23 protein-coding genes are annotated in these 24,615 nt (G+C 71.4%); 7 read left to right on the top strand and 16 right to left on the bottom strand.

Annotated features, from left to right (window positions below; translation table 11 throughout):
* Positions 1 to 12: 12 nt before the first annotated feature.
* From ACZ3UD_RS08860 to ACZ3UD_RS08845, 4 genes are all read left to right on the top strand, one after another.
* Entirely contained in the window at positions 13 to 2,934 is a 2,922-nt protein-coding gene (locus ACZ3UD_RS08860) for an AfsR/SARP family transcriptional regulator (protein ID WP_465584068.1), read from the top strand.
* 118 nt (positions 2,935 to 3,052) lie between these two features.
* Positions 3,053 to 3,502, top strand: a complete 450-nt coding sequence (locus ACZ3UD_RS08855) for a CAP domain-containing protein (protein WP_465584065.1) — start codon at positions 3,053 to 3,055, stop codon at positions 3,500 to 3,502.
* A gap of 43 nt (positions 3,503 to 3,545) precedes the next feature.
* Positions 3,546 to 4,112 (top strand): RICIN domain-containing protein, encoded by a 567-nt coding sequence (locus tag ACZ3UD_RS08850; RefSeq protein ID WP_465584062.1) that lies wholly within the window; start codon positions 3,546 to 3,548, stop codon positions 4,110 to 4,112.
* 501 nt (positions 4,113 to 4,613) lie between these two features.
* Positions 4,614 to 5,315: a hypothetical protein gene (locus tag ACZ3UD_RS08845; protein WP_465584060.1), complete on the top strand. Its 702-nt coding sequence runs from the start codon at positions 4,614 to 4,616 to the stop codon at positions 5,313 to 5,315.
* A gap of 84 nt (positions 5,316 to 5,399) precedes the next feature.
* On the opposite strand, the gene ACZ3UD_RS08840 is transcribed toward ACZ3UD_RS08845, so the two are convergent.
* The gene (locus ACZ3UD_RS08840; RefSeq protein ID WP_465584057.1) at positions 5,400 to 6,029 is read right to left on the bottom strand and encodes a TetR/AcrR family transcriptional regulator; all 630 of its coding nucleotides are present in this window, start codon (positions 6,027 to 6,029) and stop codon (positions 5,400 to 5,402) included.
* 418 nt (positions 6,030 to 6,447) lie between these two features.
* Between ACZ3UD_RS08840 and ACZ3UD_RS08835 the strand changes: the two genes are divergently transcribed.
* Positions 6,448 to 6,798 (top strand): DUF6542 domain-containing protein, encoded by a 351-nt coding sequence (locus ACZ3UD_RS08835; RefSeq protein ID WP_465584054.1) that lies wholly within the window; start codon positions 6,448 to 6,450, stop codon positions 6,796 to 6,798.
* On the top strand, positions 6,791 to 8,446 hold the full coding sequence (locus ACZ3UD_RS08830; protein WP_465584051.1) for an LCP family protein: 1,656 nt from the start codon (positions 6,791 to 6,793) through the stop codon (positions 8,444 to 8,446). The genes ACZ3UD_RS08835 and ACZ3UD_RS08830 overlap by 8 nt, the downstream gene beginning before the upstream one ends.
* Positions 8,447 to 8,514: 68 nt before the next feature.
* On the opposite strand, the gene ACZ3UD_RS08825 is transcribed toward ACZ3UD_RS08830, so the two are convergent.
* The 5 genes from ACZ3UD_RS08825 to ACZ3UD_RS08805 form a co-directional block, all read right to left on the bottom strand.
* A complete protein-coding gene (locus tag ACZ3UD_RS08825) occupies positions 8,515 to 8,997 on the bottom strand; it encodes a hypothetical protein (protein ID WP_465584048.1) in 483 nt (160 codons plus the stop codon).
* Between the two features lie 12 nt (positions 8,998 to 9,009).
* The gene (locus tag ACZ3UD_RS08820; RefSeq protein WP_465584045.1) at positions 9,010 to 9,636 is read right to left on the bottom strand and encodes a hypothetical protein; all 627 of its coding nucleotides are present in this window, start codon (positions 9,634 to 9,636) and stop codon (positions 9,010 to 9,012) included.
* Positions 9,633 to 10,379, bottom strand: coding sequence for a DUF2515 family protein (locus ACZ3UD_RS08815; RefSeq protein ID WP_465584043.1), 747 nt, complete (start codon positions 10,377 to 10,379; stop codon positions 9,633 to 9,635). Before ACZ3UD_RS08815 ends, ACZ3UD_RS08820 begins: the two co-directional genes overlap by 4 nt.
* Positions 10,380 to 10,760: 381 nt before the next feature.
* Entirely contained in the window at positions 10,761 to 11,231 is a 471-nt protein-coding gene (locus ACZ3UD_RS08810) for a hypothetical protein (RefSeq protein ID WP_465584040.1), read from the bottom strand.
* Between the two features lie 25 nt (positions 11,232 to 11,256).
* Positions 11,257 to 11,553, bottom strand: a complete 297-nt coding sequence (locus ACZ3UD_RS08805; protein ID WP_465584037.1) for a hypothetical protein — start codon at positions 11,551 to 11,553, stop codon at positions 11,257 to 11,259.
* A gap of 178 nt (positions 11,554 to 11,731) precedes the next feature.
* Between ACZ3UD_RS08805 and ACZ3UD_RS08800 the strand changes: the two genes are divergently transcribed.
* Entirely contained in the window at positions 11,732 to 12,112 is a 381-nt protein-coding gene (locus ACZ3UD_RS08800; RefSeq protein ID WP_465584034.1) for a VOC family protein, read from the top strand.
* An 86-nt stretch (positions 12,113 to 12,198) separates the two neighbouring features.
* Here ACZ3UD_RS08800 and ACZ3UD_RS08795 read toward each other — a convergent pair whose 3' ends face one another.
* The 10 genes from ACZ3UD_RS08795 to nuoI form a co-directional block, all read right to left on the bottom strand.
* Positions 12,199 to 13,254: a 2-oxoacid:ferredoxin oxidoreductase subunit beta gene (locus ACZ3UD_RS08795; protein WP_465584031.1), complete on the bottom strand. Its 1,056-nt coding sequence runs from the start codon at positions 13,252 to 13,254 to the stop codon at positions 12,199 to 12,201.
* Positions 13,251 to 15,248, bottom strand: coding sequence for a 2-oxoacid:acceptor oxidoreductase subunit alpha (locus tag ACZ3UD_RS08790; RefSeq protein ID WP_465584028.1), 1,998 nt, complete (start codon positions 15,246 to 15,248; stop codon positions 13,251 to 13,253). Before ACZ3UD_RS08790 ends, ACZ3UD_RS08795 begins: the two co-directional genes overlap by 4 nt.
* 222 nt (positions 15,249 to 15,470) lie before the next feature.
* Positions 15,471 to 16,133, bottom strand: coding sequence for a response regulator (locus tag ACZ3UD_RS08785; RefSeq protein ID WP_380611261.1), 663 nt, complete (start codon positions 16,131 to 16,133; stop codon positions 15,471 to 15,473).
* Positions 16,134 to 16,221: 88 nt separating this feature from the next.
* Positions 16,222 to 17,232: a polyprenyl synthetase family protein gene (locus ACZ3UD_RS08780; protein ID WP_465584024.1), complete on the bottom strand. Its 1,011-nt coding sequence runs from the start codon at positions 17,230 to 17,232 to the stop codon at positions 16,222 to 16,224.
* Positions 17,233 to 17,484: 252 nt separating this feature from the next.
* On the bottom strand, positions 17,485 to 19,122 hold the full coding sequence (nuoN, locus tag ACZ3UD_RS08775; protein WP_465584021.1) for an NADH-quinone oxidoreductase subunit NuoN: 1,638 nt from the start codon (positions 19,120 to 19,122) through the stop codon (positions 17,485 to 17,487).
* Positions 19,119 to 20,753 (bottom strand): NADH-quinone oxidoreductase subunit M, encoded by a 1,635-nt coding sequence (locus ACZ3UD_RS08770; protein WP_465584019.1) that lies wholly within the window; start codon positions 20,751 to 20,753, stop codon positions 19,119 to 19,121. Before ACZ3UD_RS08770 ends, nuoN begins: the two co-directional genes overlap by 4 nt.
* Before the next feature lie 157 nt (positions 20,754 to 20,910).
* Complete coding sequence (gene nuoL / locus ACZ3UD_RS08765) at positions 20,911 to 22,806, bottom strand: NADH-quinone oxidoreductase subunit L (RefSeq protein WP_465584016.1); 1,896 nt, start codon at positions 22,804 to 22,806, stop codon at positions 20,911 to 20,913.
* A gap of 14 nt (positions 22,807 to 22,820) precedes the next feature.
* A complete protein-coding gene (gene nuoK / locus ACZ3UD_RS08760; protein ID WP_350516917.1) occupies positions 22,821 to 23,120 on the bottom strand; it encodes an NADH-quinone oxidoreductase subunit NuoK in 300 nt (99 codons plus the stop codon).
* Positions 23,117 to 24,010, bottom strand: coding sequence for an NADH-quinone oxidoreductase subunit J (locus tag ACZ3UD_RS08755; protein WP_465584347.1), 894 nt, complete (start codon positions 24,008 to 24,010; stop codon positions 23,117 to 23,119). Before ACZ3UD_RS08755 ends, nuoK begins: the two co-directional genes overlap by 4 nt.
* Positions 24,010 to 24,612: an NADH-quinone oxidoreductase subunit NuoI gene (nuoI, locus tag ACZ3UD_RS08750; protein ID WP_465584013.1), complete on the bottom strand. Its 603-nt coding sequence runs from the start codon at positions 24,610 to 24,612 to the stop codon at positions 24,010 to 24,012. Before nuoI ends, ACZ3UD_RS08755 begins: the two co-directional genes overlap by 1 nt.
* Positions 24,613 to 24,615 lie beyond the last annotated feature (3 nt).

The following is a 24,615-nucleotide window of genomic DNA, read 5'->3' as shown; positions in this document are numbered from 1 at the left end:
TCGGGACGGGACATGGGTGACATGGGGGGAGCCGGGCTGCGGTTCGGACTGCTGGGCCCGCTGCGGGCCTGGTACGGGGAACAGGAACTGGAGTTGGGCCGGCCGCAGCAGCGGGCCGTGCTCGCCGTGCTGCTGGACGCCGCCGGGCGGGCGGTGGCGGTGCCGGTGCTGGTCGAGGGGGTGTGGGGCGGGGCCGCGCCGGCCGATCCGCGCAAGGCCGTCCAACTGGCCGTCTCCCGGCTGCGCACCGCGTTCCGGCCGTACGCCAGGGACGACCCGGAGCGGATGCCGCTGGTGCGGGTCGGCGACGGCTACGCGCTGCGGGCGCCCGAGGCCGAGGTGGACGCGGCCGCGTGGCAGGCACTGCTGACCGAGGCCGAGGAACTGCGCCGGGCCGACACGCCGCCGCAGCGGGTCCGGGAGGTGCTGCGCAGCGCCCAGCGGCTCTGGGCCGGCGAACCGCTCGCCGGGCTGCCCGGGCCGCACGCCGAGGCCGTCCGGGCCCGGCTCGCCGAACAGCGGATCTCGGCCAAGGAAACGCAGCTGGAACTGGACGCCGAACTCGGTGACCGCACCGACCTGACCGCGGAGGCCGCCGCACTCGCCCTGGAGCACCCCGGGCGGCCCCGGCTCACCACCGTCCTGATGCGCGCCCTCTACCAGGCCGGCCGCAAGGCCGAGGCGCTCGCCGTGTACGAGGACGCCCGCCCGACGCTGGCGCCCGACGAGCAGGCCCCGGCCGAACTCCAGCTGCGCATCCTGCGCGAGGACACCACCCTGCTCCCGTTCGGGCTCGCCGTCCCCGAGCCCGCCGCCGACACCTGGCAGGCCCCCGACCAGCTCCCGGCCGGGCTCCCCGACTTCACCGGGCGCGTCGTGGAGGTGGAGACCCTCGCGGACCGGCTCTCCGGAGCCGGCGGGCGCGCCGTCGTGGTCTCCGCCCTGGACGGCATGGGCGGTGTCGGCAAGACCACCCTCGCCGTGCACGTCGCCCGGCAGGCCCGCGAGCGCTTCCCCGACGGTCAGCTCTTCGCCGACCTGCGCGGAGCCGACCACACCCCGCCCGACCCGGGCACCGTCCTCGCCGGCTTCCTGCGCGCGCTCGGCGTCGACCCCGCCGAGATCCCGCCGGACACCGGCGAACGCAGCGCGCTCTTCCGCTCGGCCCTCGCCGGGCGCCGGGTCCTGCTCGTGCTCGACAACGCCTCCGACTCCGGCCACGTCGAACCGCTGCTGCCCGGCTCGGCCGGCTGCGCCGTCCTCATCACCAGCCGCCACCGGCTGACCGGCCTCGCCGGGGCCCACCAGCTGCGCCTGGACACCCTGCCGCCCGAGCAGGCCCTGGAACTGCTCACCCGGATCGTCGGCGCCGAACGCGTCGCCGCCGAACCCGCGGCCGCCGAGGAGGTCGTCCTGGCCTGCGGGCTGCTGCCGCTCGCCGTCCGCATCGCCGCCTCTCGGCTCGCCGCCGACCCCTCGCTCACCCTCGCGGCGCTCGCCGAGGGGCTGCGCCACGAGCACCGGCTGGCCGAACTCAGCGACGGCGAACGGACCGTGGAAGCCACCTTCGCGCTCTCCTACCACCGGCTGGACCCGGAACTCGCGCGGGCCTTCCGCCTGCTGTCGCTGCCCGACGCCCCCGACGTCCCGCTGCCCTGCGCCGCCGCCCTGCTCGGCCGCACCGAGGACCAGACCGACCTGCTGCTCGAAGAACTCGTCGACCTCAACCTGCTGCACTCCCCCCGGTTCGGCCGCTACGGCTTCCACGACCTCGTCCGCGCCTACGCCCGCGGCCGGCTCGCCGACGAGGAGAGCGCCGCCGACCGTACCGCCGCCACCGACCGGCTGCTCGACTTCTGCCTCGCCACCGCCCGCAGCGCCGACCAGGCCGCCCGCAAGGCCGAACCGGCCGAACTCAGCCTGCTCGGCGCGCCCGTGGCTTCCCCCGGCCGTGCCATCGCCGACGGCACGGACGCCGTGCAGTGGATGCGCGACCAGGCCGAGGTGAACGCCGCCGCCATCGCGCTCAGCTGCGCCGACCCGGCCCTGCCGCTCGACCGCGCCGCCGAACTCGCCGACCGGATGGGCGCCGTGATCCCGGAACGCACCCAGACCGGCGTCATCGTCGACCTCGCCGGGTGCCTCGCCCGGGAGGCCGAGGCCCGCGGCGAGCACGGGCCGCTCGCCCTCGCCCGCTACCTGCGCGGCAGCATGCTCTGGCACATCAACCGCTACGCCGAGTCCCAGGAGGAGATCCGCCGGGCCGTCGAGCTCTGCACCGACGAGCGGACCGAACGCGTGCTCGCCAAGGCCCTGATCACCCTCGGCAGCAACGCCCGCGTCCACGGCCGCTACGCCGAGGCTGCCGAACACGCCGGCCGCGCCGCCGACCTCTTCCACCGCCTCGGCGCCCAGCGCGCCGAGGGCAGCGCGCTCGGCGAGTTCGCCTTCAGCGCCGCCCAGACCGGGCGCCAGGCCGAAGCCCGGGGCGCCGCCGAACGCTGCGCCCACCTGATGAGCGCCTCGGGGCCGGTCTCCGCGGCGATCGGCCGCTACTACCTCGCCCGGGTGCTGCGGCTGTGCGACGACCCGGAGGCGGCGCTCACCCACGCCGTCGGCGCCCGCGAGGAGTTCACCACCCTGCAGGTCACCGTGTTCGCCGCCGCGGCCGGCGACCTCGCCGCCCGCATCCACGCCGAAGCCGGCCGCTGGCTGCTCGCCGTCGACGCCGCCGAAGCCGTCCTCCCGCTCGCCCGCCGCACCAGCGCCGCCCTGGAGGCCGCCCTGCTGCGCACCCTCGGCACCGCGCTCACCGGCCTCGGCCGCCCGCGCCAGGCCCGGGCCCTCCTGACGGAGTCGCTGGAGGTGTACCGGCGGCTCGGGCTCGACGAGGACGCGGCGCAGGTCGAAGGGCTGCTGGCGGGTCTCGACTGATCGTCGGCCACGCGCGTTGACCGGCTGTCTACCGCGATCCGGGACCGTCTTCCTCGTCCGGCCCCGGACCGTGGCACTCGCGGCCCGGGGCGACACCACGGAGGAGAGGCGCGAACCCATGCCCACGCTCGTGCGGAACGGCCGGGTACTGACACTCGGAGCGGCACGCGGAACGGTCGCCGGAACTGACGTCCACACCGAACTGCTGACCTCCGTCAACTTCCGGCGCGTCCACGCAGGAGCCCAACCGCTGCGCCTGGACGGGAGGTTGAACACCGCCGCCCAGCGCCACGCCGACGACCTCGCCGCGCACGGCCTCATCCAGCACGACGGCACCGACGGCAGCACACCGTGGCGCCGGGTCCGGGCCGCCGGCTTCGCCTTCCGCTTCGCCGCCGAGATCGTCGCCCCGGCCGACAGCGTGCCGCAGGCCGTGCAGCTGTGGATGAACAGCACCCGGCACCGCGACACCGTGCTCGACCCGCGCTTCAACCACCTCGGCGTCGGCTACGCGCCCCGCCCCCATGGGATCGGGGGCCGCTACGTCCTGACACTCGGCCAGGTCTGACCCGCACCACTCGATTGGGTACCGCACCAGGAGGAGAACCCCGATGAGCACCCTCACCACCCGCACCCGCAAGTTCCTCGCCGGCCTCGGCGCCGCCGCGGCCATGGCGACCACGGCCGTGGTCGCCGCCCCGGCCGCGCACGCCGCCGACCCCGGCCCCTGCGACCTCGCGCCGGCCCTGAGCACCACGCTGAGCGTCTACAACGGCTCCACCGGCGCGCTCGACCTGCCGTCCAACAACGAGGCCAACGGCCAGCGGGTCGGCGTCTACACCGCCAACCAGACGGCCGCGCAGACCTGGTCGTTCTGGGGCTACTGCGACGGCACCTACGCGATCTCGCACGGGTCGGGCGGCAAGGTGCTCGACCTCGACACCCGCTCCGGCGCCGTGCAGCTGTGGGACACCCCCGGCGGGTGGGACGGCCTCAACCGGCCGGCCGGGGACTGGATGGCGGCCAACCAGAAGTGGCGCCTGACCGACGAGGACCGCGGCTGGTACCTGATCCGCAACGCGGCCACCGGACAGTGCCTGAAGTCCAACGGCGTCGCCCAGTACACCTCGGTGACCTCCTGCAACGGCAACGACCCGGCGCAGCGCTGGTACAGCTAGCCGCCCCTCGGGCCCGGTCCGTGCGTCGGCGCCGACGCACGGGCCCGGCCTGACCGTCGCCACCTACAACGAGCTCGTTCTCCAAACCGCCTAAAGGAAGCGCGCCCCCGGCCCCGGCGCCCGGTAGCGGGCGGGTGTGGGTGGTTCCCCACCGAGATCCCCGAGGGCCACTGGGGCAGCTCGGGCAGGATCAGGCCGCTCGCGGCGATCCTCGCCCGGATCACCGGGAACGACCCCGAGCGGGCCCGCACCCTCGCGACGCAGCGCCTGGCCGCCAGCCGGGCCGAGCACGCAGCCCTGCCGTAACCGGCCGACGGGAGGTGCCGAGCCGTTCGAGAACGACTGATCACGACTCGGCATCCCTTGTCACGGACCCGCGCGGGGCTCGTCACGACGGCGTCAAGACGCCACCGAACACATGGCGCCCGCTTCCGCACTGCGCTATGAACGTCCCTCAGGAGGACCGCCGCCACAGTGGTCCGCAATGACGGGGGACGTCACATGAAGCCCATCCGCAGCAGTCGCCGCGCCCTGGCCCTGATCGGCCTGGCCGCGGCCGGCGCGCTCACCCTGACCGCCTGCAACGACGACGCCGCGTCGTCCGACACCGCGACCACCCCGCCCGCCACCCAGGCGCCCGCCACGCCGTCGGCCGCGCCCACCGCCCCGGCGCCCTCCATCTCGGCGGCCCCGACCGGCGCCCCGACCGCCGCGGCGCCCGGCACAGCGGCGGCGCCGGCTCCGGCCGGTGCGACCGCGGCACCCGGGACCACGGTGAAGATCGGCGACGCCGCCACCATCCCGTTCAGCTCGGGCAGCACCAAGGGCACCGTCTCGCTCACGGTCACCTCGATCGACAAGGGCGACCCGGCCGACCTCGCCCCGCTCAAGCTGGGCGACAAGGCCGCGGGCATGGTGCCGTACTACGTCCGCTTCAAGGTCACCAACGTCGGCAGCACCGATCTGTCCTTCTCCAGCCTGACCCAGATGAAGGGCACGCTCCCGGACGGCTCGGAGGCCAGCGAGGTGATGCTGATCGGCACCTTCGACAAGTGCCCGCACCCGTCCTTCCCCAAGGGCTTCACCAACGGCCAGTCCATCGCCTCCTGCGTGCTGGCACTGGCGCCGCAGGCGACCAAGGTGGCCGGCGCCGAGTACTGGGGCGAGCCGTACACCCTGGGCAAGGGCGTCAACTGGAAGTGACCCGCCTGTAGTGATCCACCGGTGATCCGCGGGGTCGGGGGCGGCGCCCCCGACCCCGCGCGGCAAGGATCCAAGAGGCAGGCCTTAGGCGCCGTAGATCTTCAGAAAGGCGTCCACGCCCGCCCCGGCGATCCGCTCGACCTCCTCCTCGGCCACCGGCAGAGCGCCCCAGAAGGAGCGCTCCGCGACGCCGTGGAAGGTCAGCAGCGTGAACTGCTCGGCGGCCAGCTCCAGTTCGCCGACTGCCAGCTGCCCGCGCTCGGCGAGCGCCGCGAAGCGCTCCGCCAGGTCCCGCTGGGAGGCCGCCGGGCCGGCCTCCAGCCAGGCCTCCAGGACGTCCGCCGGGATGTTGGCGACCTCGGCGCGGATCGCCCGGCCGAGTGCCCCGTGCTCCCCCGCGGAGAGGACGGCGAGCGCCCGCTCGACCGCGAAGCCGGCCAGGTCCTGGCGCAGGTCCACCACCCGGTCCAGGTACTTCGCCATCAACTCCCGGATCTTCTCGGTGAGTTCCGCCGAGTTCTGCAGGGCCACCGACAGGAAGAGGGTCTCCTTGTCGGCAAAGTGGTTGTAGACCGTGCGCTTGGACACCCCGGCCTCGGCCGCGATCGCGTCCATGCTGGCCCGGACGTACCCTTCGCGCCCGAACACCGTCGTCGCAGCCAGGGTGATCGCCTTCCGCTTCTCCGGCCGTCCCGCTCCGCCCGTGGTCGCCACGACCCGCTCCTTCTCCGCCGGCGCACCCGCCGACCATCTCGAAAACTGCTCGGTGTAGTGTATGCAGGTCCGTTCACAAGCGGGCCTGCCACCGAACAGGCGTGCTCTATGCTGCGTACGATCTCTACACCGCTGTAGAGCAAATCCGAAAACGGGCCTGCCCCCGAGCAGCACCGGGAAACCGAGAACGGGAACCGGCCGGCCGAACACCAGCGTCCCGTATTGGCAGCGCCGCAACCGCTCTCCCACAGCAGCCCGGCGCGAGCGTCGGCCGTGGCGCGCCAATCACGGGAACACCGGGGGTGAGTGCGTGGCGGGGCAGCGAGGTCGGTCATCCGACCAGAGTTCACGGCGGCGGACAGCCGGCAGACCCGCCGCTCCCAAGCGGCCCTTCTCCGGCGGACCGGCCCTGCCCGCGGTGGCGGCCGTCGCACTGCCGCTGGTGGGTGCGGTGATCGACGAGCTCTCCGGCCCCGGCATGGGCGCCGCCTTCGACGTGTGCGCGGTGCTCGGCATGGGCCTGGCGGCCGCGCTCAGCACCCGCAGGGGCTGGTGGTGGGTGGTCGCGGCCTCCCCGCTGGTCGTGCTGGCTGTCACGGCCGTGGTCGAATACGCGGCCGACAGCGAGAAGTACCAGGGCAGCAAGCTGGCCACCGGCTCCGCGAAATGGGTGGTGAACGGCTTCCCGGTGATGGCGCAGGCCGTCGCCGCGGCCCTGCTGGTGATCGTGGTCCGGGTGGTCCAGGACCGGAGGAGGCAGCATGCCTGAGAAGCCCGAGCAGCAGGGCGGCGGCCGGGCCGCCGCCCGCAAGGCCGCCGAGCCTCCCGCCCGCCGGAACTCCCCGGCGCTGATCGCGGCCCGGGTGGTGGCCTCCACGGTCGGCTTCGCGGTGTTCGCCGCGAGCGGCGTGGTCTGGTACGAGTACACCTCGCTGACCGACGGGATGACCACGTCCAACGCGATCGCGGAGACCAAGAAGGACGCGCCCAAGCACCTGGACAACTCGGTCAACCTGCTGCTGATCGGCCTGGACAGCCGCAAGAACATGGACGGCACGGACCTGCCGCCGGAGTTCGTCCAGGACGAGCTGCACGCCGGCCACAGCTCCGACGTCGGCGGCTACAACACCAACTCGCTGATCCTGCTGCACATACCGGCGGGCGGCGGCAAGGTGCAGGCGATCTCCATCCCCCGCGACGACTACGTCATGACCTACAACGGGGACGGCTCCCAGCAGGGCATGCACAAGATCAAGGAGGCCTACGGGATCGCCAAGGAGAAGTTCGACGGTAGCCCGAAGGCCAAGGGCCTCAAGGGCGCGGACCTGGAGAAGGCCGGCCGCGACGCCGGGCGGGCCGCCACCGTCCGGACCGTGCAGACGTTCGTCGACCAGCCGGTGGACCACATCGCCGAGGTCAACCTGATGGGCTTCTACGACATCGCCAAGGCCGTCGAACCGATCGAGGTCTGCCTCACCCACGACACCAAGGACCCGGCCATGGCGGGCCAGGGCTCCGGCGCCGACTTCCACAAGGGCATCAACAAGCTCAACGCCTCCCAGGCGCTCGCCTTCGTCCGCCAGCGCCACAACCTGGACGACGGCAAGGGCAACACCGGCGACTTCGCCCGCACCCACCGCCAGCAGGCCTTCATCTCCTCCGTCGTGCACAAGCTCAAGCAGGACGGCATCATCAGCGACATCGGCAAGCTCAAGGACCTGTTCGGTGTCGTCCAGAAGGACCTGGTCATCGACAACGAGTGGAACGTCCTCGACTTCGCCCAGCAGGCCCCCGCCCTGACCGGCGGCAACGTCGAGTTCAACACCCTCACCTTCGACGGCTTCGGCACCCGCAACGGCCAGGACGTCAACCTGGTCACCCCGGCGAAGATCCAGAAGGTGGTCAAGCAGGTATTCGGCTACGCCGACGCCGCCGCCCCCGCCGCCCCGGCCGACGGCGCCACCGACACCGCCGCGCCCTCGGCCCCCGCCCAGCCCTCGCCGACCCCGACGGCCACCAAGCCCGCCTCCCCGGCCACCGTGGACGTGTTCAACGCCTCCTCGGCCGCCGGGGTCTCCTCCACCACCGAGGCCAAGGCCCTGGTCGGCATGGGGTTCAAGGAGGGGACGACCGGCCCCGCGCGCACCAAGCCCAAGACCACCACCGTCACCTACGGCAAGGGCGCCAAGGACACCGCCGACCAGATCGCCGCCCGCTACGGCGTCACCGCCACCGAGTCCGCGTCCGTCTCCGCCGACCACGTCACGGTCACCCTGGGCACCTCCTTCACCGGCGTCGCGTCCGACAAGCCCGCCGCCCCCTCGGCCCCCGCCACCGGCGACCCGGCCGCCAACCTGCCCATGCAGGGCCCCGGCGTCGACGCCGAGTCCGACGGCGGCATCCCCTGCGTCTTCTGACGCCTTCCGTCATGTAGCCGGTACCCCGCCACCCGGGCGGGGCACCGGCTCAGGACCACTCGAAGTGCTCAGGACCACTCGAAGTACAGCGCCGGCCGCACCGGCCGCGGGCTGCCGGGCGCGAACAGGAACACCAGGTTCACGGTGGGTCCGGACGGCTCCTCCAGCCGCGGGCCGCGGATGCTCAACCCGAACCCGTTGATCGCCTTCCCCGCCGCCAGCCCCGCCCGCACCTCGCGGTACCAGGCCTCCAAGGGCTCGACCGGCAGCCCCCAGTAGGCGGCCAGCTCGCCCGACAACCGGTAGGCGTCGTCCACCGTGGCGGCCGGGAAGGTCGCGCTGACCAGGTCCAGCGTCTCCCCCTCGGCGGTTGCCAGCAGCTCCACCCGCCCGGTGAACCAGCGTCCTCCCGGCAGCGCGATGGTCGCGGCCACCGCGGGGATGCGCCAGCGGCGCCGGACGGCCCCGGGCCAGCCGACATCGCCGCGGCGGTGGCCGGTGCGGAGGTTCCAGGTGACGGCCTCCGGGTGGACGGATTGCTCGTGTGGCACAGGTGCTCCGGATCAGGGCGCGGTCGGGGTGGCGGACTGGGTGGCCTGGTCCCGGAGGGTGAGTTCCAGGTTCTTGCCCCAGGCGAACTGGATCTTGATGGTCACCGGCTGGCCGTTGTTGACGGTCTCGTACCTGAGGCTGACACCGACGAGCGGACCGTCCGGAGTCAACAGCGGGAAGTCGGTTCCACCCTCCTCGCTGCCGAGACGCACCCGGTCGCCCTTCGCCAGGTCATCGAGGACGCTCCGATGAAAGTCCTGGAGGCCGTCGGGCTTCAGATGGAACTGCCGGGAGAGTTCCAAAGCCTTCTTGTACGCCTCTTCGAGCGGCATCTCGGGGTACCAGCCGACGAGTTCGTCGACGTTCTCGGTGTCATCGAGGGTGGTCGCCACGATGAGAAACATCTTGTCCGCATGGAAGCGCTGGCCACCCGGCAGATCGATGTCCACCGGGCCCAGGTCGCTGAAGTCATGCCCGCTGTGCGGATTCAACTTGACGCCGAGATCAGTTGCCCGGTGTGAGTTCCGCAGATCCCAGTGGATGGGACGCGACTTCCCGCCCACCAGGGAACATCCGGCGACCAGCAGACCCGCGCAAAGGAGAGCCGCAAGCCTCCGCGTCCGCCGCAGCGCTGTCACGGCAGGATCTCGTACTGCTCGGCCCGGTCGAGCAGCGGAGTGTCGATGAGCGTCTTCGCCTCCACCGGACTCTTCAGGAGCTGCTGGTACTTGGGCAGCATGTCCTTGCGGATCCAGTCCATCCGGTCGTCCGTGTCGGTCACGTAGCGATCGTCCCACCAGGTCGACCATTCACCACCGTAGTAGTCGCTGAAGGACTTGCTACCCGGAATCGGCGACTTGGTCATCGCCGACAGTGTCTCGGCGAACGCCTCCCCGACCGGGCCGTCGTGATTCTCCACCTCCCTGTAGGACTTGGGAAGCACGACGGTCTGCTCGCGTTCCAGCAGCGCGGCGTTCCCCGCCGCCACCCGCTTGGGGTCACCCGAATCGATGTCCCGCCAGGCATCGATCAGTTCATTCGGGTACTTCTTCGAGCCCCCCTGCTGCTGCAACGCCTCGATGCCGGCCATCCCGTACTGCTGGTACGCGGCGTGCATGGCGCCGACGTCGTCGAAGATGTCCTTCTGCATGTTCAGGAACTTGTTCTGGAACCACTGCACCTCGTCCGTACTCATGGTGGACAACAGCCCCACCCCGGGAACGGGGGTGATCAGCCCGCCGATGTTCGTGCCCTTGATGAACTCGTTGAGGTCGTGGATGCCCCCGTACGCCGGGGCACCGGCCAGCTTGGCCATGCCGGCCCACTGGAAGTCCGGGTTCTCGTCCCACAGCTTCTGGTACCAGGCGTAGACCTTCTGCACGGTCTGGTCGTTGAAGTCCAGGCCCTTGTCCGGGTTCCAGTCCTTCGGGTCGATCCCGGCCTTCCGCAGGGCAAGTTGCTTGTAATAATCCGTCAGCGTCGGTACCCCGGGCAGCGCCTGGACCTTCCACGGCGCCGCGTCCAGGAACAGGTTCCGCTGGTCCGGCGACAGCGCGCCCCACCAGGCGGCCCGGGCGGCCGGGTCGGTGGGGACGGCGTCCCCCTCGACGGTCCCGGCGAGCCGGGTGGCCTCGCCGAGGTCCTTGGCGGCGGCCTGGACCGCGCCCGCCAGGCCGGTGCGCCCGCTGCCGTCGAGGAGCTTGGACTCCCCGGCCAGCTTGCCCAGTTCGGCCGCGCACTTGGTATCCGCCTGGGTGGCGGCCTAGACGGCGGCGGCGATGTCGGCGGTGAGGGTCGCGGCGTAGGCGACCTCGGCCCGGTAGGAGTCGGCGGCCTCCTGGCGGAGCGCCGCGTTCTTGGGCAGCTGGTCGACCGGCGTCGGCGTCGCCGTGACAGTGCCGTTCGCGTCGACCGTGAGGCCGCGCTTGCTCGCCTCCGTCAGCGCCCACTGCAGTTCCTGCTGGGCGGCGGTCACCGCCTGGACGAAGCCGTCCAAGACCTGCTGGACCGCCTGGAGTTCCAGCGCGGCCACCTGCAGCTGCAACTCCTGCTGGCCGAAGGAGTGCCGGGCGCTGGTCGCGGCCGGGCCGGTCCAGGTCCCGAGCGGCTTGAGCACCGACTCCTCGATGTGCTGGCGCGCTTGGTCGAACGCCTTGGCGACGGCCTGCCAGTCCTTGCCGGCCTCCGTCACCGACTCCGGTTTCACGTCACGCAGGCGCGCGAAGTCCACCACGGGAGCCCCCTCTTCCCCTGTCGTCCTATTCGAGGGCCTTGGCAGTCCCGTGCTCGGTCTTGCCGTAGTTGTCGGCAGCCGTACGGAGCGCCTCCTCGTCCGCGCCCAGCGCGGTACGGATCTTCTCCACGCCCTGGGTCCACGCGGTCACCACGGCGGTCAGCTGCCCGGACACCTGCCAGCCCTCCAGGGCCGTCTCGGCGTTCCCTGAGGCGGTGCTCGCGGTCTGGACCGGCTTGGCCAGCCCCGCGGTGATGGACGAAGCGTTGGCCGCCGAGGACCTCAACTGCTCCGGTGAGACCTCGAATCCGGCGTCCGACATCGGATCGACCCCCCATGCTCGATGCGATCTTCCAACCCTAGCGGCGACATGCGGTTCGCCGCCGGACTTTCTCGAACATGGGCGCGAATGATGTGGATTCCCCTGGCGAGATTCTCCGTACTGTGTATAGTGTACTGCGTACGGGATAACTGTGCGCACGGACGAGAGGGCTCCGCCAATGCAGATCACCAGCACCGCCGTCTCCCTGACCGTCGAGGACGTCACCACCTCAGCCGCCTTCCTCCAGCGGCACTTCGGCTACACCGAGCAGATGTCCGCCGACGGCTTCGTCTCGCTGGTCCACCCGGGCGGCGGGGTCGGTGTCGTCTACCTGCGGCGCGGTCTGGAGGTCCTGCCCGAGGACCAGCGGTACCGGACGGCGGACGGGGTGATCCTGGCGTTCACCGTCGAGGACATCGCCGCGGAGGAGGAGCGGCTGCGCGGCGAGGGGGTCGCGATCAGCCTGCCGCTGCGCGAGGAGCCGTGGGGCGAGAAGCTGTTCCAGGTCGCCGACCCGAACGGGGTCGTGGTCGAGCTGGTCGAGTGGGTCGAGCAGTAGCCGCAACCGGGCCAGGAAGTAGCCGGAACGAGAAGGCGCCCGCGTCCGGTGTCGGACGGGGGCGCCAACTCGTGAGCGGGTGACGGTCAGTCCACCGTCCAGGTGTCGTTGCCCGCCAGCAAGGTCGCCAGGTCGCCGGGCCCCCGGTGGGCCACGGCGGTGGCCAGCTGGCTCTCCATCAGCTCGTCGTAGACCGGCCGCGGGACGCTGCGCAGCACGCCGATCGGCGTGTGGTGCAGGGTGTCCGCGTCGGCGATCCGGGAGAGCGCGAAGGCGGTGGCGGGGCTCGCCGCGTGGGCGTCGTGCACCAGCACCCGCGCCTCGTTGTCCGCCGTGACCGGGGCGGTGAACAGCTCGCCGTCCGGCCCCCGGAAGACGCCGTTGGCCGCCTCGGCGCCGAAGCGGATCGGCTGGCCGTGCTCCAGCCGGATCAGCGCCTCGTCGCGCGTGCCGGGCTCCTTCAGCACCTCGAAGGCGCCGTCGTTGAAGATGTTGCAGTTCTGGTAGATCTCCACCAGTGCCGTGCCCTCGTGCTCGGCCGCCGCCCGCAGCACCGACTGCAGGTGCTGGCGGTCCGAGTCGATGGTGCGCGCCACGAAGGAGGCCTCCGCGCCGATCGCCAGCGACAGCGGGTTGAACGGTGCGTCCAGCGAGCCCATCGGGGTGGACTTGGTGATCTTGCCGAGTTCGCTGGTCGGTGAGTACTGGCCCTTGGTGAGGCCGTAGATCCGGTTGTTGAACAGCAGGATCTTCAGATTGACGTTCCGCCGCAGGGCGTGGATCAGGTGGTTGCCACCGATCGACAGCGCGTCGCCGTCACCGGTCACCACCCAGACGCTCAGGTCCCGCCGGGAGGAGGCCAGCCCGGTCGCGATCGCCGGCGCCCGGCCGTGGATCGAGTGCACCCCGTAGGTGTTCATGTAGTACGGGAAGCGCGAGGAGCAGCCGATGCCGGAGACGAACACGGTGTTCTCGCGCTTGATGCCGAGCTCCGGCATGAAGGACTGCACCGCCGCCAGGATCGCGTAGTCCCCGCAGCCGGGGCACCAGCGCACCTCCTGATCGGTCTTGAAGTCCCGGGCGCTCTGCGGCCCTTCGGCCTTGGGCACCAGCCGCAGGGACGGGAAGCCGTTCTCGTTCATCGGTGGTCCTCCTCGTCCAGGGTGCCGATCGCCGCCCACAGCACGTCCGCCAACTGCGCCGCCTTGAACGGCAGTCCGCGCACCTGGTTGTAGGACTCGGCGTCCACCAGGTACTTCGCCCGCAGCAGCAGCGCGAGCTGTCCGAGGTTCATCTCGGGCACGATGACCTTCTCGTAACTGCGCAGCATCGAGCCCAGGTTGGCCGGGAAGGGGTTGAGGTTGCGCAGGTGTGCCTGGGCGATCTCGCCGCCGTCCGCGCGCACCCGGCGCACCGCCGCGGTGATCGGGCCGTACGTCGAGCCCCAGCCGAGGACCAGCACCCGGGCGTCGCCGGTCGGGTCGTCGACCTCCACCGGTTTGACCGTGATGCCGTCGACCTTGGCCTGCCGGGTGCGGACCATGAAGTCGTGGTTGGCCGGGTCGTAGGAGATGTTGCCGGTGCCGTCCTGCTTCTCGATGCCGCCGATCCGGTGCTCCAGACCGGCCGTGCCGGGCACCGCCCACGGCCGGGCGAGGGTGTGCGGATCGCGCAGGTAGGGCCAGAAGGCGCCGTCCTCGCGGTTCGGGCCGGTGGCGAACTGCGGGTCGATCTCCGGCAGTTCGTCGACGGCCGGGATCCGCCAGGGCTCGGAGCCGTTGGCCAGGTAACCGTCCGAGAGCAGGAACACCGGGGTGCGGTAGGTCACCGCGATCCGGGCCGCCTCCAGCGCGGCGTCGAAGCACTCGGCGGGCGTGGCCGGGGCGACGATCGGCACCGGGGCCTCGCCGTTGCGGCCGAACATGGCCTGCAGCAGGTCGGCCTGCTCGGTCTTGGTCGGCAGGCCGGTGGACGGGCCGCCGCGCTGGATGTCCACGATCAGCAGCGGCAGTTCGAGCGAGACGGCCAACCCGATGGTCTCGGACTTCAGTGCGACCCCGGGCCCGGAGGTGGTGGTCACGCCGAGTGCCCCGCCGAAGGCCGCGCCGAGCGCCGCGCCGATGCCGGCGATCTCGTCCTCGGCCTGGAAGGTGCGCACCCCGAAGTTCTTGTGCTTGGACAGCTCGTGCAGGATGTCCGAGGCCGGGGTGATCGGGTACGAGCCCAGGTAGAGCGGCAGGCCGCAGCGCTGCGCGGCGGCCACCAGCCCGTACGAGAGGGCGAGGTTGCCGGAGATGTTGCGGTAGCGCCCGGCGGGGAGCTTGGCCGGCGGCACCTCGTAGGAGACCGCGAAGGACTCGGTGGTCTCGCCGAAGTTCCAGCCCGCCCGGAAGGCGCTGATGTTGGCCTCGGCGATCTCGGGCTTCTTGGCGAACTTGCCGCGCAGGAAGGTCTCGGTGCCGTGGGTGGGCCGGTGGTACATCCAGGACAGCAGGCCCAGGGCGAACATGTTCTTCGCCCGCTCGGCGTCCTTGCGGGCCAGCCCGCTGTCCTTGAGCGCCTCCAGGGTCAGCGTGGTGAGCGGCACCTTGTGCAGGTGGAAGCCGTCCAGCGAACCGTCGCCCAGCGGGTCGGCCGCGTAGCCGACCTTGGACAGCGCGCGCTTGGTGAACTCGTCGGTGTTGACGATGATCTCCGCGCCGCGCGGCAGGTCGGGCAGGTTCGCCTTCAGGGCCGCCGGGTTCATCGCCACCAGTACGTTCGGGGCGTCGCCCGGGGTGAGGATGTCGTGGTCGGCGAAGTGCAGCTGGAAGGACGACACGCCCGGCAGGGTGCCGGCGGGGGCCCGGATCTCGGCCGGGAAGTTCGGCAGCGTGGAGAGGTCGTTGCCGAAGGCGGCCGTCTCCGAAGTGAACCGGTCACCGGTGAGCTGCATGCCGTCACCGGAGTCACCGGCGAAGCGGATGATCACCCGGTCGAGTCTGCGGATGGGCTTGGCGCGCTTCGCCGGCGGGCCACCCGGGCCGTGCGGACCGGCGGGCCCGTTCGCGCCGGGGTGTCCGTCACCGTTGCCGGTACGACCCTCGTCGCCGCCCGATCCGTCCACTGCCTCTGACTGATCGACCTGACTGGTCACTGCCGCGGACCTCCTCGTGGGCACACCACCGCGGGCGCGGCCCCGTGCCCCGTCCGCCTGGTGCACCGCTCGCATCCTATGCGTGCGACCTTGAGCCCGGCCGGAACTCCGACAGGAAGTTGCACCCGCCCACGTCCGTGCCGCACATAGCGACAACACGCGGCCGCCGGAGATCATTCCGCGCTCCGACGGCCGGTGCCGCGAGGCCCCTCGGGCCGCGGGTCAGGAGTTCAGGTAGGTGAGCACCGCGAGCACCCGACGGTGGTCCTCCGGGCTCTGGGCCAGGCCCAGCTTGAGGAAGATGTTGCTGACGTGCTTCTCCACCGCGCCGTCGGAGACCACCAGCTGCTTGGCCACCGCCGCGTTGGTGCGGCCCTCCGCCATCAGCCCGAGCACCTCGCGCTCGCGCGGGGTGAGATTGGCCAGAACGTCGCCCTTGCGGCTGCGGCTGAGCAACTGCTGCACCACCTCCGGGTCCAGCGCGGTGCCGCCCTCGGCGACCCGGACCACCGCGTCGGCGAACTCGCGCACCTCGGCGACCCGGTCCTTCAGCAGGTAGCCGACGCCCCGGGTGGAGCCGGCCAGCAGCTCGGAGGCGTAACGTTCCTCCACGAACTGCGACAGCACCAGTACGTTCAGCTGCGGGTAGCGGCCGCGCAGCTCCACACAGGCACGCAGGCCCTCGTCGGTGTGGGTCGGGGGCATCCGCACGTCGGAGACCACCACGTCCGGCAGGGCGTCGGCCGCCGCCAGGTCGTGGATGGTCTTCACCAGGGCGTCGCCGTCCCCGACGCCCGCCACGACCTCCAGGCCCCGGTCGGTGAGCAGCCGGGTCAGACCCTCCCGCAGCAGTACGGAGTCCTCGGCGATGACGACGCGACGCATGGTGACCTTCCGGGCAGGCGTGAGCTGACGGGAGTCAGTCTCACCCATCCGCGCACGCCGCCGGAGACCGAGGACCGGATCGGCCCGGTCACATGGTGCGGATCGCCACCGCGTCGCAGAGCCCCTCCAGGGCCGCCTTCGCCGCGCAGTCCGGCAGCGGGGCGAGCAGCGCCCGGGCCTCCTCGGCGTGCCGCAGGGTCTCCCGGCGGGCGCGCTCCAGCGCGGGGTGGCGGCGCAGCAGGCGCAGCGCCTCGGCGTGCAGCCCGTCGTCGGCGAGGTCCTGGGTGAGCAGCTCGCGCAGCCGCGCGTCGTCCGGGTCGGCCGGGTCGGCCGGCATCTGCTGCAGCAGCAGGGTCGGCAGGGTGGGCACGCCCTCGCGCAGGTCGGTGCCGGGGGTCTTGCCGGACTCGTGGCCGTCGCTGGCGATGTCCAGCACGTCGTCGGCCAGCTGGAAGGCGATGCCGATCCGCTCGCCGAACTCGCCCAGGGTGTCCACCTGCCAGGGCTCGGCGCCGGCCATCTGCGCTCCTATCCGGCAGGAGACGGCGATCAGCGATCCGGTCTTGCCCTCCAGCACGTCCAGGTAGTGCAGCAGCGGGTCGGCCTCCGGGCCGGGGCCGCGGGTCTCCATGATCTGGCCGGTGACCAGCCGCTCGAAGGCCTCGGCCTGCATCCGCACCGCCTCGGGGCCGAGGTCGGCCAGGACCTGGGAGGCGCGGGAGAAGAGGAAGTCGCCGGTGAGGATGGCGACCGAGTTGTCCCAGCGGGAGTTGGCGCTCTCGGCGCCGCGGCGCACCGGGGCCTCGTCCATGACGTCGTCGTGGTAGAGCGTGGCAAGGTGGGTCAGTTCGACCACCACCGCGGCGGGCACCACGCCGGGCGCGCTCGGGTCGCCGAACTGGGCGGCCAGCAGCAGGAGCAGCGGACGGAAGCGCTTGCCGCCGGCCTGCAGGAGGTGACTGGCGGTGACGGTGATGAAGGGGACATCGCTCTTGACGGCGGCGGTGAGCGCCGTCTCCACCGCGTCCAGTCCGGCCTGGATGTCCCGGGTCAGGTCGCGGTCCTGCACGCTGAGCCCGAAGGGTTCCACGACGGTCACGAAGACCACTCCTCTGTCCCTGGTCGATCTAGCGGCCTGGTCCCTGAGTGCCGCCGCTGGCCATACAGGCAGGGTATCCGGTCGCGAGTGGATCACTGCACGGGCGTGCGGATCCTGTCGTGATCGGGACGGAAGCCCTGGTCAGAACGGCTCTCCGGGCATTGCGGCGGTGGGGGCGAATTCGTCTGGAAATAAAGGCTGGAGATCGGCCCGCACTTCCGGACCGATCTCCAGCAAACCGACCGGTGACGGTCAGTACGCGAACAGCGAGGCCTTGGACGCAAGGTCCAGGAAGTACTGGGGCAGCAGGCCGAGACCCAGCGTCACCAGTACCCCCACCCCGATCGCGGTCGCGGTGAAGGCGCTCGGGATCGCCACCGTCGGGCCGCCCGGCTTCGGGTCGGAGAAGAACATCAGCACGATCACCCGGATGTAGAAGAACGCGGCCACCGCCGAGCTCAGCACACCGACCACCACCAGCGGCGTCGCCCCGCCTGCCGCCGCCGCCTGGAACACCGCGAACTTCCCGGTGAAGCCGGAGGTCAGCGGAATCCCGGCGAAGGCCAGCAGGAACAGCGCGAACACCGCCGCCACCAGCGGTGAGCGCCGCCCCAGCCCCGCCCAGCTGGACAGGTGGGTCGCCTCGCCCTTGGAGTCGCGCACCAGGGTGACCACGGCGAAGGCGCCGAGCGTCACGAAGGAGTACGCCAGCAGGTAGAACAGCACCGAGGAGAGTCCCTGCTTGTTGACGGCGATCACGCCCGTCAGGATGAACCCGGCGTGCGCGACGGAGGAGTACGCCAACAGCCGCTTGACGTCCTGCTGGGTCACCGCCAGCACCGCGCCCACCACCATGGTGAGGATCGCCACGCCCCACAGCACCGGGCGCCAGTCCAGCCGCAGGCCCGGGAAGGCCACGTAGAACAGCCGCAGGAACGCCCCGAAGGCCGCGACCTTGGTGGCCGCCGCCATGAAGCCGGTCACCGGGGTCGGCGCGCCCTGGTAGACGTCCGGGATCCAGGAGTGGAACGGCACCGCGCCGACCTTGAACAGCAGACCGACCGCCAGCATCGCCAGGCCCGTCAGCAGCAGCACGTCGCTCTGGGTGGTGCTCAGCTGCGCCGGGGTGGTCATCGCCTTGCCGGAGATGACGTCCGCGATGTCGCCGAGCTTCACGCTGCCGGCGTAGCCGTACAGCAGCGCGGTGCCGAACAGGAAGAAGGCCGAGGCGAAGGCGCCGAGCAGGAAGTACTTGACCGCCGCCTCCTGGGAGAGCAGCCGACGGCGGCGGGCCAGCGCGCACAGCAGGTAGAGCGGGAGGGAGAAGACCTCCAGCGCCACGAACATCGTCAGCAGGTCGTTGGCGGCGGGGAAGAGCAGCATGCCGCCGACCGCGAACATGGTCAGTGGGAAGACCTCGCTGGTGGTGAAGCCGGCCCGGATCGCGGCCCGCTCCTGCTCGCCGCCGGGGGTGGCGGCGGCCTGGGCGGCGAAGGCGTCGGCGGGCAGGCCGCCGGCCTTGGGCTCCAGCCTGCGCTCGGCGTAGGTGAGCACCGCGACCACGGCGACCAGCAGGATCACGCCCTGCAGGAACAGCGCCGGGCCGTCCAGGGCGACCGACTCCATGGCCAGCAGGTCGATCCGCGGCGAGCCGTGGCCCTGCGCGGCCAGCACCACCACGGCGACGAACGCGCCGGTCAGGGCGAGCAGGGCGAGCGAGACCTGGGTCCAGTGCCGTAGCCGCCGGGGTACGAGGGCCTCGACCAGGATGCCGGCCACGGCGGCGCCGAACACCACCAGCATCGGGGAGAGTTGGCCGTACTCGATGTGCGGCGCCGGGATGCTGGGGGTGCTGCCGCCGGCGGCGGCGAGCACTGCGGTGACGCTCACTTCTGCTCACCTCCTGAGGTGGCGGCGACCGGGTGGGCCGGCGCCGGGTCGGTCTGGTGGACCTGCGAGAGCGTCGCGTTCACCGAGGGGTTGATCAGGTCGGTGAGCGGCTTGGGGTACACGCCCAGCAGGATCGTCAGCGCCACCAGCGGCGCCACCACGGCGAGTTCGCGGACCTTGAGGTCGGGCATCGTGCGCACCCCGTCCTTCACCGGGCCGGTCATGGTGCGCTGGTACAGCAGCAGGGCGTACAGCGCGGCCAGCACGATGCCGAAGGTGGCGACGATGCCGATCGCCGGGTAGCGGGTGAAGGTGCCCACCAGCACCAGGAACTCGCTGACGAACGGGGCCAGCCCCGGCAGCGACAGGGTGGCCAGACCGCCGATCAGGAAGGTCCCGGCGAGCACCGGGGCGACCTTCTGCACGCCGCCGTAGTCGGCGATCAGCCGCGAGCCGCGGCGGGAGATCAGGAAGCCGGCCACCAGCATCCACGCGGCGGTGGAGATGCCGTGGTTGACCATGTAGAGGGTCGCGCCGCTCTGGCCCTGGCTGGTCATGGCGAAGATGCCCATGATGATGAAGCCGAAGTGCGAGATCGAGGCGTAGGCGACCAGCCGCTTGATGTCCTTCTGGCCGACCGCCAGCAGCGCGCCGTAGACGATCCCGATCAGCGAGAGGACCAGGATCGCCGGGGCGAAGGTCTGCGAGGCGTGCGGGAACAGCCCGAGGCAGAACCGCAGCATCGCGAAGGTGCCGACCTTGTCCACCACCGCGGTGATCAGCACGGCGGTACCGGCGGTGGCCTCGCCCATCGCGTTCGGCAGCCAGGTGTGCAGCGGCCACAGCGGGGCCTTCACCGCGAAGGCGAAGAAGAAGCCGAGGAACAGTGCCTTCTCGGCGGTGCCCGTCAGCTGCAGCTTGCCGTCGGCGATCGCGCTGGTGAGGGCCGGCAGGTCGAAGGTGCCCAAGCCCTGGTCCTGCGCGATCACGTACAGCCCGATCACGGCGGCCAGCATCACCAGGCCGCCGAGCAGGTTGTACAGCAGGAACTTGACGGCCGCGTAGGAGCGCTGGCGCGCCGACTCGGGGCCGCCGGCCCGGTCGCCGAAGCCGCCGATCAGGAAGTACATCGGGATCAGCATGGCTTCGAAGAACACGTAGAACAGGAAGAGGTCGGTGGCGTAGAAGGAGACGATCACCATCGCCTCCACCGCCAGGATCAGGGCGAAGAAGCCCTGGGTCCGGCGGCGCCGCTCAAAGGTGCCGGGGTCGACGGTGCCGTCGGGGCCGGTCGGACCCGGATCGGCGTCGTGCCAGGAGGCCAGCATGATGATCGGCACCAGGACGGCCGTCAGCAGGGCGAGCACCGCGCCGATGCCGTCCACGCCGAGCGAGAAGGTGATGCCGAAGGAGCGGATCCAGCTGTACGACTCGGTCAGCTGGTAGCGGGCGCCGTGCGGGTCGAACCGGGCCGCCACCACGGCGGCCAGCGCCAGGGTGGCGGTGGAGAAGACCAGGGAGACGGCCTTGGCGTTGGTGCGCCGGGCCTCGGTCGTCCCGGCCGGCAGGGCGGCGGTCACCACCGCACCGACTGCCGGGACGACGCAGGTGGCGGTCAGCAGAGCACTCATGCGCCCACCCCCCAGCGCGATTCCCCGCCCCGAGCCGAAGGGCGCGCCGGTGCCGAAAGCGAGGAGCGACCAGCGACCGACGAAGGAGGGAGTGCCGGAGCGAAGAGCGTCGTCGCCGGGTCGGAGCGCCCGGAGGCGAGCGGGCGAGTAACTGTCATCACACGGACCTCATCAGGAGAGTCGAGGCGACCAGCACCAGCGTGCCGCCGAACATGGAGAGCGCGTACGAGCGGACGAAGCCGTTCTGGACCCGCCGCATCCGACTGGACAGGCCCCCGATGACGGCGGCCAGGCCGTTGACGAAGCCGTCCAGGCCGCGGCTGTCGAAGTAGACCAGCGTCGCGGTCAGCGCCGAGCCCGGCCGCACCAGCACGGCGTGGTTGAAGTCGTCCTGCAGCAGGTCGCGTCGGGCGGCCCGGGTGAGCGGGGAGCCGACCGGCGGGACCACCGGGACGGGTGAGCGCCCGTACATCAGGTACGACAGGCCGACGCCGGCCAGCATGCAAGCCGTGGTCAGCCCGGTGACGGTCAAGGAGCCGAGCGGTGAGTTGCCCTCGCTGTGCCCGGTGACCGGCTCCAGCCACTTCAGGAAGGAGTCGTTGAAGGCGAACAACCCGCCCGCGAACACCGAGCCGACGGCCAGCAGGATCATCGGGAGGGTCATCGTCCTCGGCGACTCGTGCGGATGCGGGAGGTTGCCCTCCCCGTCCGGCTGCCAGCGCTTCTCGCCGAAGAAGGTCAGCAGCATCACCCGGGTCATGTAGAACGCGGTGACGGCCGCGCCGACCAGCGCGCACAGGCCGAGGATCCAGCCCTCGGTGCCGCCCTTGGCGAAGGCGGCCTCGATGATCTTGTCCTTGGAGAAGAAGCCGGACAGGCCCGGGAAGCCGATGATCGCCAGGTAGCCGAGGCCGAAGGTGACGAAGGTGACCTTCATGTGCTTCCACAGGCCGCCGTAGTGACGCATGTCCACCTCGTCGTTCATGCCGTGCATGACCGACCCGGCGCCGAGGAACAGCCCGGCCTTGAAGAAGCCGTGGGTCACCAGGTGCATGATCGCGAAGGCGTAGCCGATCGGGCCCAGCCCGGCCGCCAGCACCATGTAGCCGATCTGCGACATGGTCGAGCCGGCCAGCGCCTTCTTGATGTCGTCCTTGGCGCAACCGACGATCGCACCGAACAGCAGCGTGACCGCGCCGACCACCACCACGGCGGTCTGGGCGTCCGGCGCCAGGTTGAAGATCACCGAGGAGCGGGTAATCAGGTAGACGCCCGCGGTCACCATGGTGGCCGCGTGGATCAGGGCCGAGACCGGGGTCGGGCCCTCCATCGCGTCCCCGAGCCAGGACTGCAGCGGCACCTGGGCCGACTTGCCGCAGGCCGCCAGCAGCAGCAGCAGGCCGATCGCGGTCAGCTTGCCCTCGCTCGCCTGGGACGCCCCGCCGAAGAGCGGGTCGAAGGCGAAGGAGCCGAACTCGGCGAACATCAGCATGATCGCGATCGACAGGCCCATGTCGCCGACACGGTTGACGATGAAGGCCTTCTTCGCCGCCGTCGCCGCGCTCGGCTTGTGCTGCCAGAAGCCGATCAGCAGGTACGAGGCCAGGCCCACGCCCTCCCAACCGAAGTACAGCAGCAGGTAGTTGTCGGCCACCACCAGCAGCAGCATGGCCGCCAGGAACAGGTTCAGGTACGCGAAGAAGCGGCGCCGGCGCTCGTCGTGCGCCATGTAGCCCACCGAGTACAGGTGGATCAGGGTGCCGACACCGGTGATCAGCAGGACGAAGGTCATCGACAACTGGTCGAGCCGGAACGAGATGTCGGCCTGGAAGCCGTTCACCGGGACCCAGCTGAACAGGTGCCTGGTCACCGCCCGGTGCTCGGCGTCGCGGCCGAGCATGTCCGAGAACAGCGCCAGGCCGAAGCCGAACGAGAGCGCGGCGAGCGCGGTGGCCAGCCAGTGGCCGAACCGGTCGAACGCTCGGCCGCCGAGCAGCAGCAGGGCGGAGCCGGCCAGCGGAGCCGCCACCAGCAGCGGAATGAGAGAGTTCACCGAAGGTCCTCCGCCTACAGCTTCATCAGGTTGCTGTCGTCGACCGAAGCGGAGTGCCTGGTCCGGAAGATGGAGACGATGATGGCGAGGCCGACCACGACCTCGGCCGCCGCGACCACCATCGTGAAGAACGCGATGACCTGGCCGTCCAGGGTCCCGTGCAGCCGGGAGAAGGTCACCAGCGCGAGGTTCGAGGCGTTCAGCATCAGCTCGACGCACATGAACAGCACGATCGCGTTGCGCCGGATCAGCACCCCGGAGGCGCCGATGGTGAACAACAGGGCCGACAGGTACAGGTAGTTGACCGGGTTCACCGCTCGCCCTCCTCGTCCGCCCCGTTCGCGTTGTTGGCACCCGCCGGCTCCAGCGACTTGCGCGGCGGGGCCACCGCCGGCCGCTCCGAGGACGGCCGGCCCAGCCAGTCCGCCGTGGTGTTCTCCAGCTCCGCCATCCGCTGCAGCATCGCCTGGCTGACGTCCCGGATCTGGCCGCGCTCGCGCAGCGTCGCCATCACCGAGTCCTCGGCGACGGTGCCGTCCGGCAGCAGCGCCGGGACGTCCACCGCGTTGTGCCGGGCGTACACGCCCGGGGCCGGCAGCGGCGGCACCTGGATGTTGTCCCTGACCCGCTGCTCCGCCAGCTCGCGCTGGGTCTTCGGGGCCTTCACGTGCTCCCGGTGGGTCAGCACCATCGCGCCGATCGCCGCGGTGATCAGCAGCGCGCCGGTGACCTCGAAGGCCCAGACGTAGCGGGTGAAGATCAGCCGGGCCAGGCCCGGCACGTTGCCCTCGGCGTTCGCCTCGGCCAGCCCGGTGAAGTGGTTCAGCTTCGCGTTGGCGATCCCGGCGATCAGCAGCACGCCGAAGCCCAGCCCGCACAGCACCGCGGCGAACCGCTGGCCCTTCAGCTGCTCCTTCAGCGAGTCCTCGCTGGTGACGCCGACCAGCATCACCACGAACAGGAACAGCATCATGATCGCGCCGGTGTAGACCACGATCTGCACCACGCCCAGGAACACCGCGCCCTGGGCCATGTAACAGACCGCCAGCGCCATCATGGTGGCCGCCAGGCAGAGCGCGCTGTGCACGGCCTTGCGCATCAGCAGCATGCCGAGCGCGCCGCCGACCGCGATCACCGCGAGCGCCCAGAACTGGACGGCCTCACCCGTGGAGGTCGTCCCGGTCGCGGCCGCGAGATGTGCGATCACTGCTGCACCTCCTTCTCCCGGTCGGTGCGCTCCTGCTGGACCGTCCCGGGCGCCGCCGCGGTGACCTCGCCCCGGTAGTACGCGCCCTCGTCGGTGCCCGGGAAGATCGCGTGCGGGGTGTCGACCATGCCCTCGGACAGGCCGACCAGCAGCTGCTCCTTGGTGAAGATCAGGTCCCGGCGGGAGGAGTCGGCGAGCTCGTACTCGTTGGTCATGGTCAGCGCCCGGGTCGGGCAGGCCTCGATGCACAGCCCGCACAGGATGCAGCGGGCGTAGTTGATCTGGTACACCGCGCCGTAGCGCTCACCGGGCGAGTAGCGCTCCTCGTCCCGGTTGTCCGCGCCCTCCACGTAGATCGCGTCGGCCGGGCAGGCCCACGCGCACAGCTCGCAGCCGACGCACTTCTCCAGGCCGTCCGGGTGCCGGTTCAGCTGGTGGCGACCGTGGAAGCGCGGAGCGGTGGGCTTCTTCTGCTCCGGGTACTGCTCGGTGAGCCGCTTCTTGAACATGGCCTTGAAGGTCACGCCGAAGCCTGCGGCCGGGCCGAGGATCGACGGCCTGTCGGCCCGCTCGTCCCTGCCCGTCTGGTCGGACGACATCTC

Source organism: Kitasatospora sp. NPDC023118 (genome assembly GCF_055560875.1).
This window is presented reverse-complemented; position numbering and strand designations above follow the sequence as displayed.

What these genes read in the sequence shown, in the direction of transcription:
- ACZ3UD_RS08860 (WP_465584068.1), top strand. Translation starts at nt 13, where the DNA reads ATGGGTGACATGGGGGGAGCCGGGCTGCGGTTCGGACTGCTGGGCCCG.
- ACZ3UD_RS08855 (WP_465584065.1), top strand. Translation starts at nt 3,053, where the DNA reads ATGCCCACGCTCGTGCGGAACGGCCGGGTACTGACACTCGGAGCGGCA.
- ACZ3UD_RS08850 (WP_465584062.1), top strand. Translation starts at nt 3,546, where the DNA reads ATGAGCACCCTCACCACCCGCACCCGCAAGTTCCTCGCCGGCCTCGGC.
- ACZ3UD_RS08845 (WP_465584060.1), top strand. Translation starts at nt 4,614, where the DNA reads ATGAAGCCCATCCGCAGCAGTCGCCGCGCCCTGGCCCTGATCGGCCTG.
- ACZ3UD_RS08830 (WP_465584051.1), top strand. Translation starts at nt 6,791, where the DNA reads ATGCCTGAGAAGCCCGAGCAGCAGGGCGGCGGCCGGGCCGCCGCCCGC.
- ACZ3UD_RS08805 (WP_465584037.1), bottom strand. Translation starts at nt 11,553, where the DNA reads ATGTCGGACGCCGGATTCGAGGTCTCACCGGAGCAGTTGAGGTCCTCG.
- ACZ3UD_RS08800 (WP_465584034.1), top strand. Translation starts at nt 11,732, where the DNA reads ATGCAGATCACCAGCACCGCCGTCTCCCTGACCGTCGAGGACGTCACC.
- ACZ3UD_RS08795 (WP_465584031.1), bottom strand. Translation starts at nt 13,254, where the DNA reads ATGAACGAGAACGGCTTCCCGTCCCTGCGGCTGGTGCCCAAGGCCGAA.
- ACZ3UD_RS08785 (WP_380611261.1), bottom strand. Translation starts at nt 16,133, where the DNA reads ATGCGTCGCGTCGTCATCGCCGAGGACTCCGTACTGCTGCGGGAGGGT.
- ACZ3UD_RS08770 (WP_465584019.1), bottom strand. Translation starts at nt 20,753, where the DNA reads ATGAGTGCTCTGCTGACCGCCACCTGCGTCGTCCCGGCAGTCGGTGCG.
- nuoI (WP_465584013.1), bottom strand. Translation starts at nt 24,612, where the DNA reads ATGTCGTCCGACCAGACGGGCAGGGACGAGCGGGCCGACAGGCCGTCG.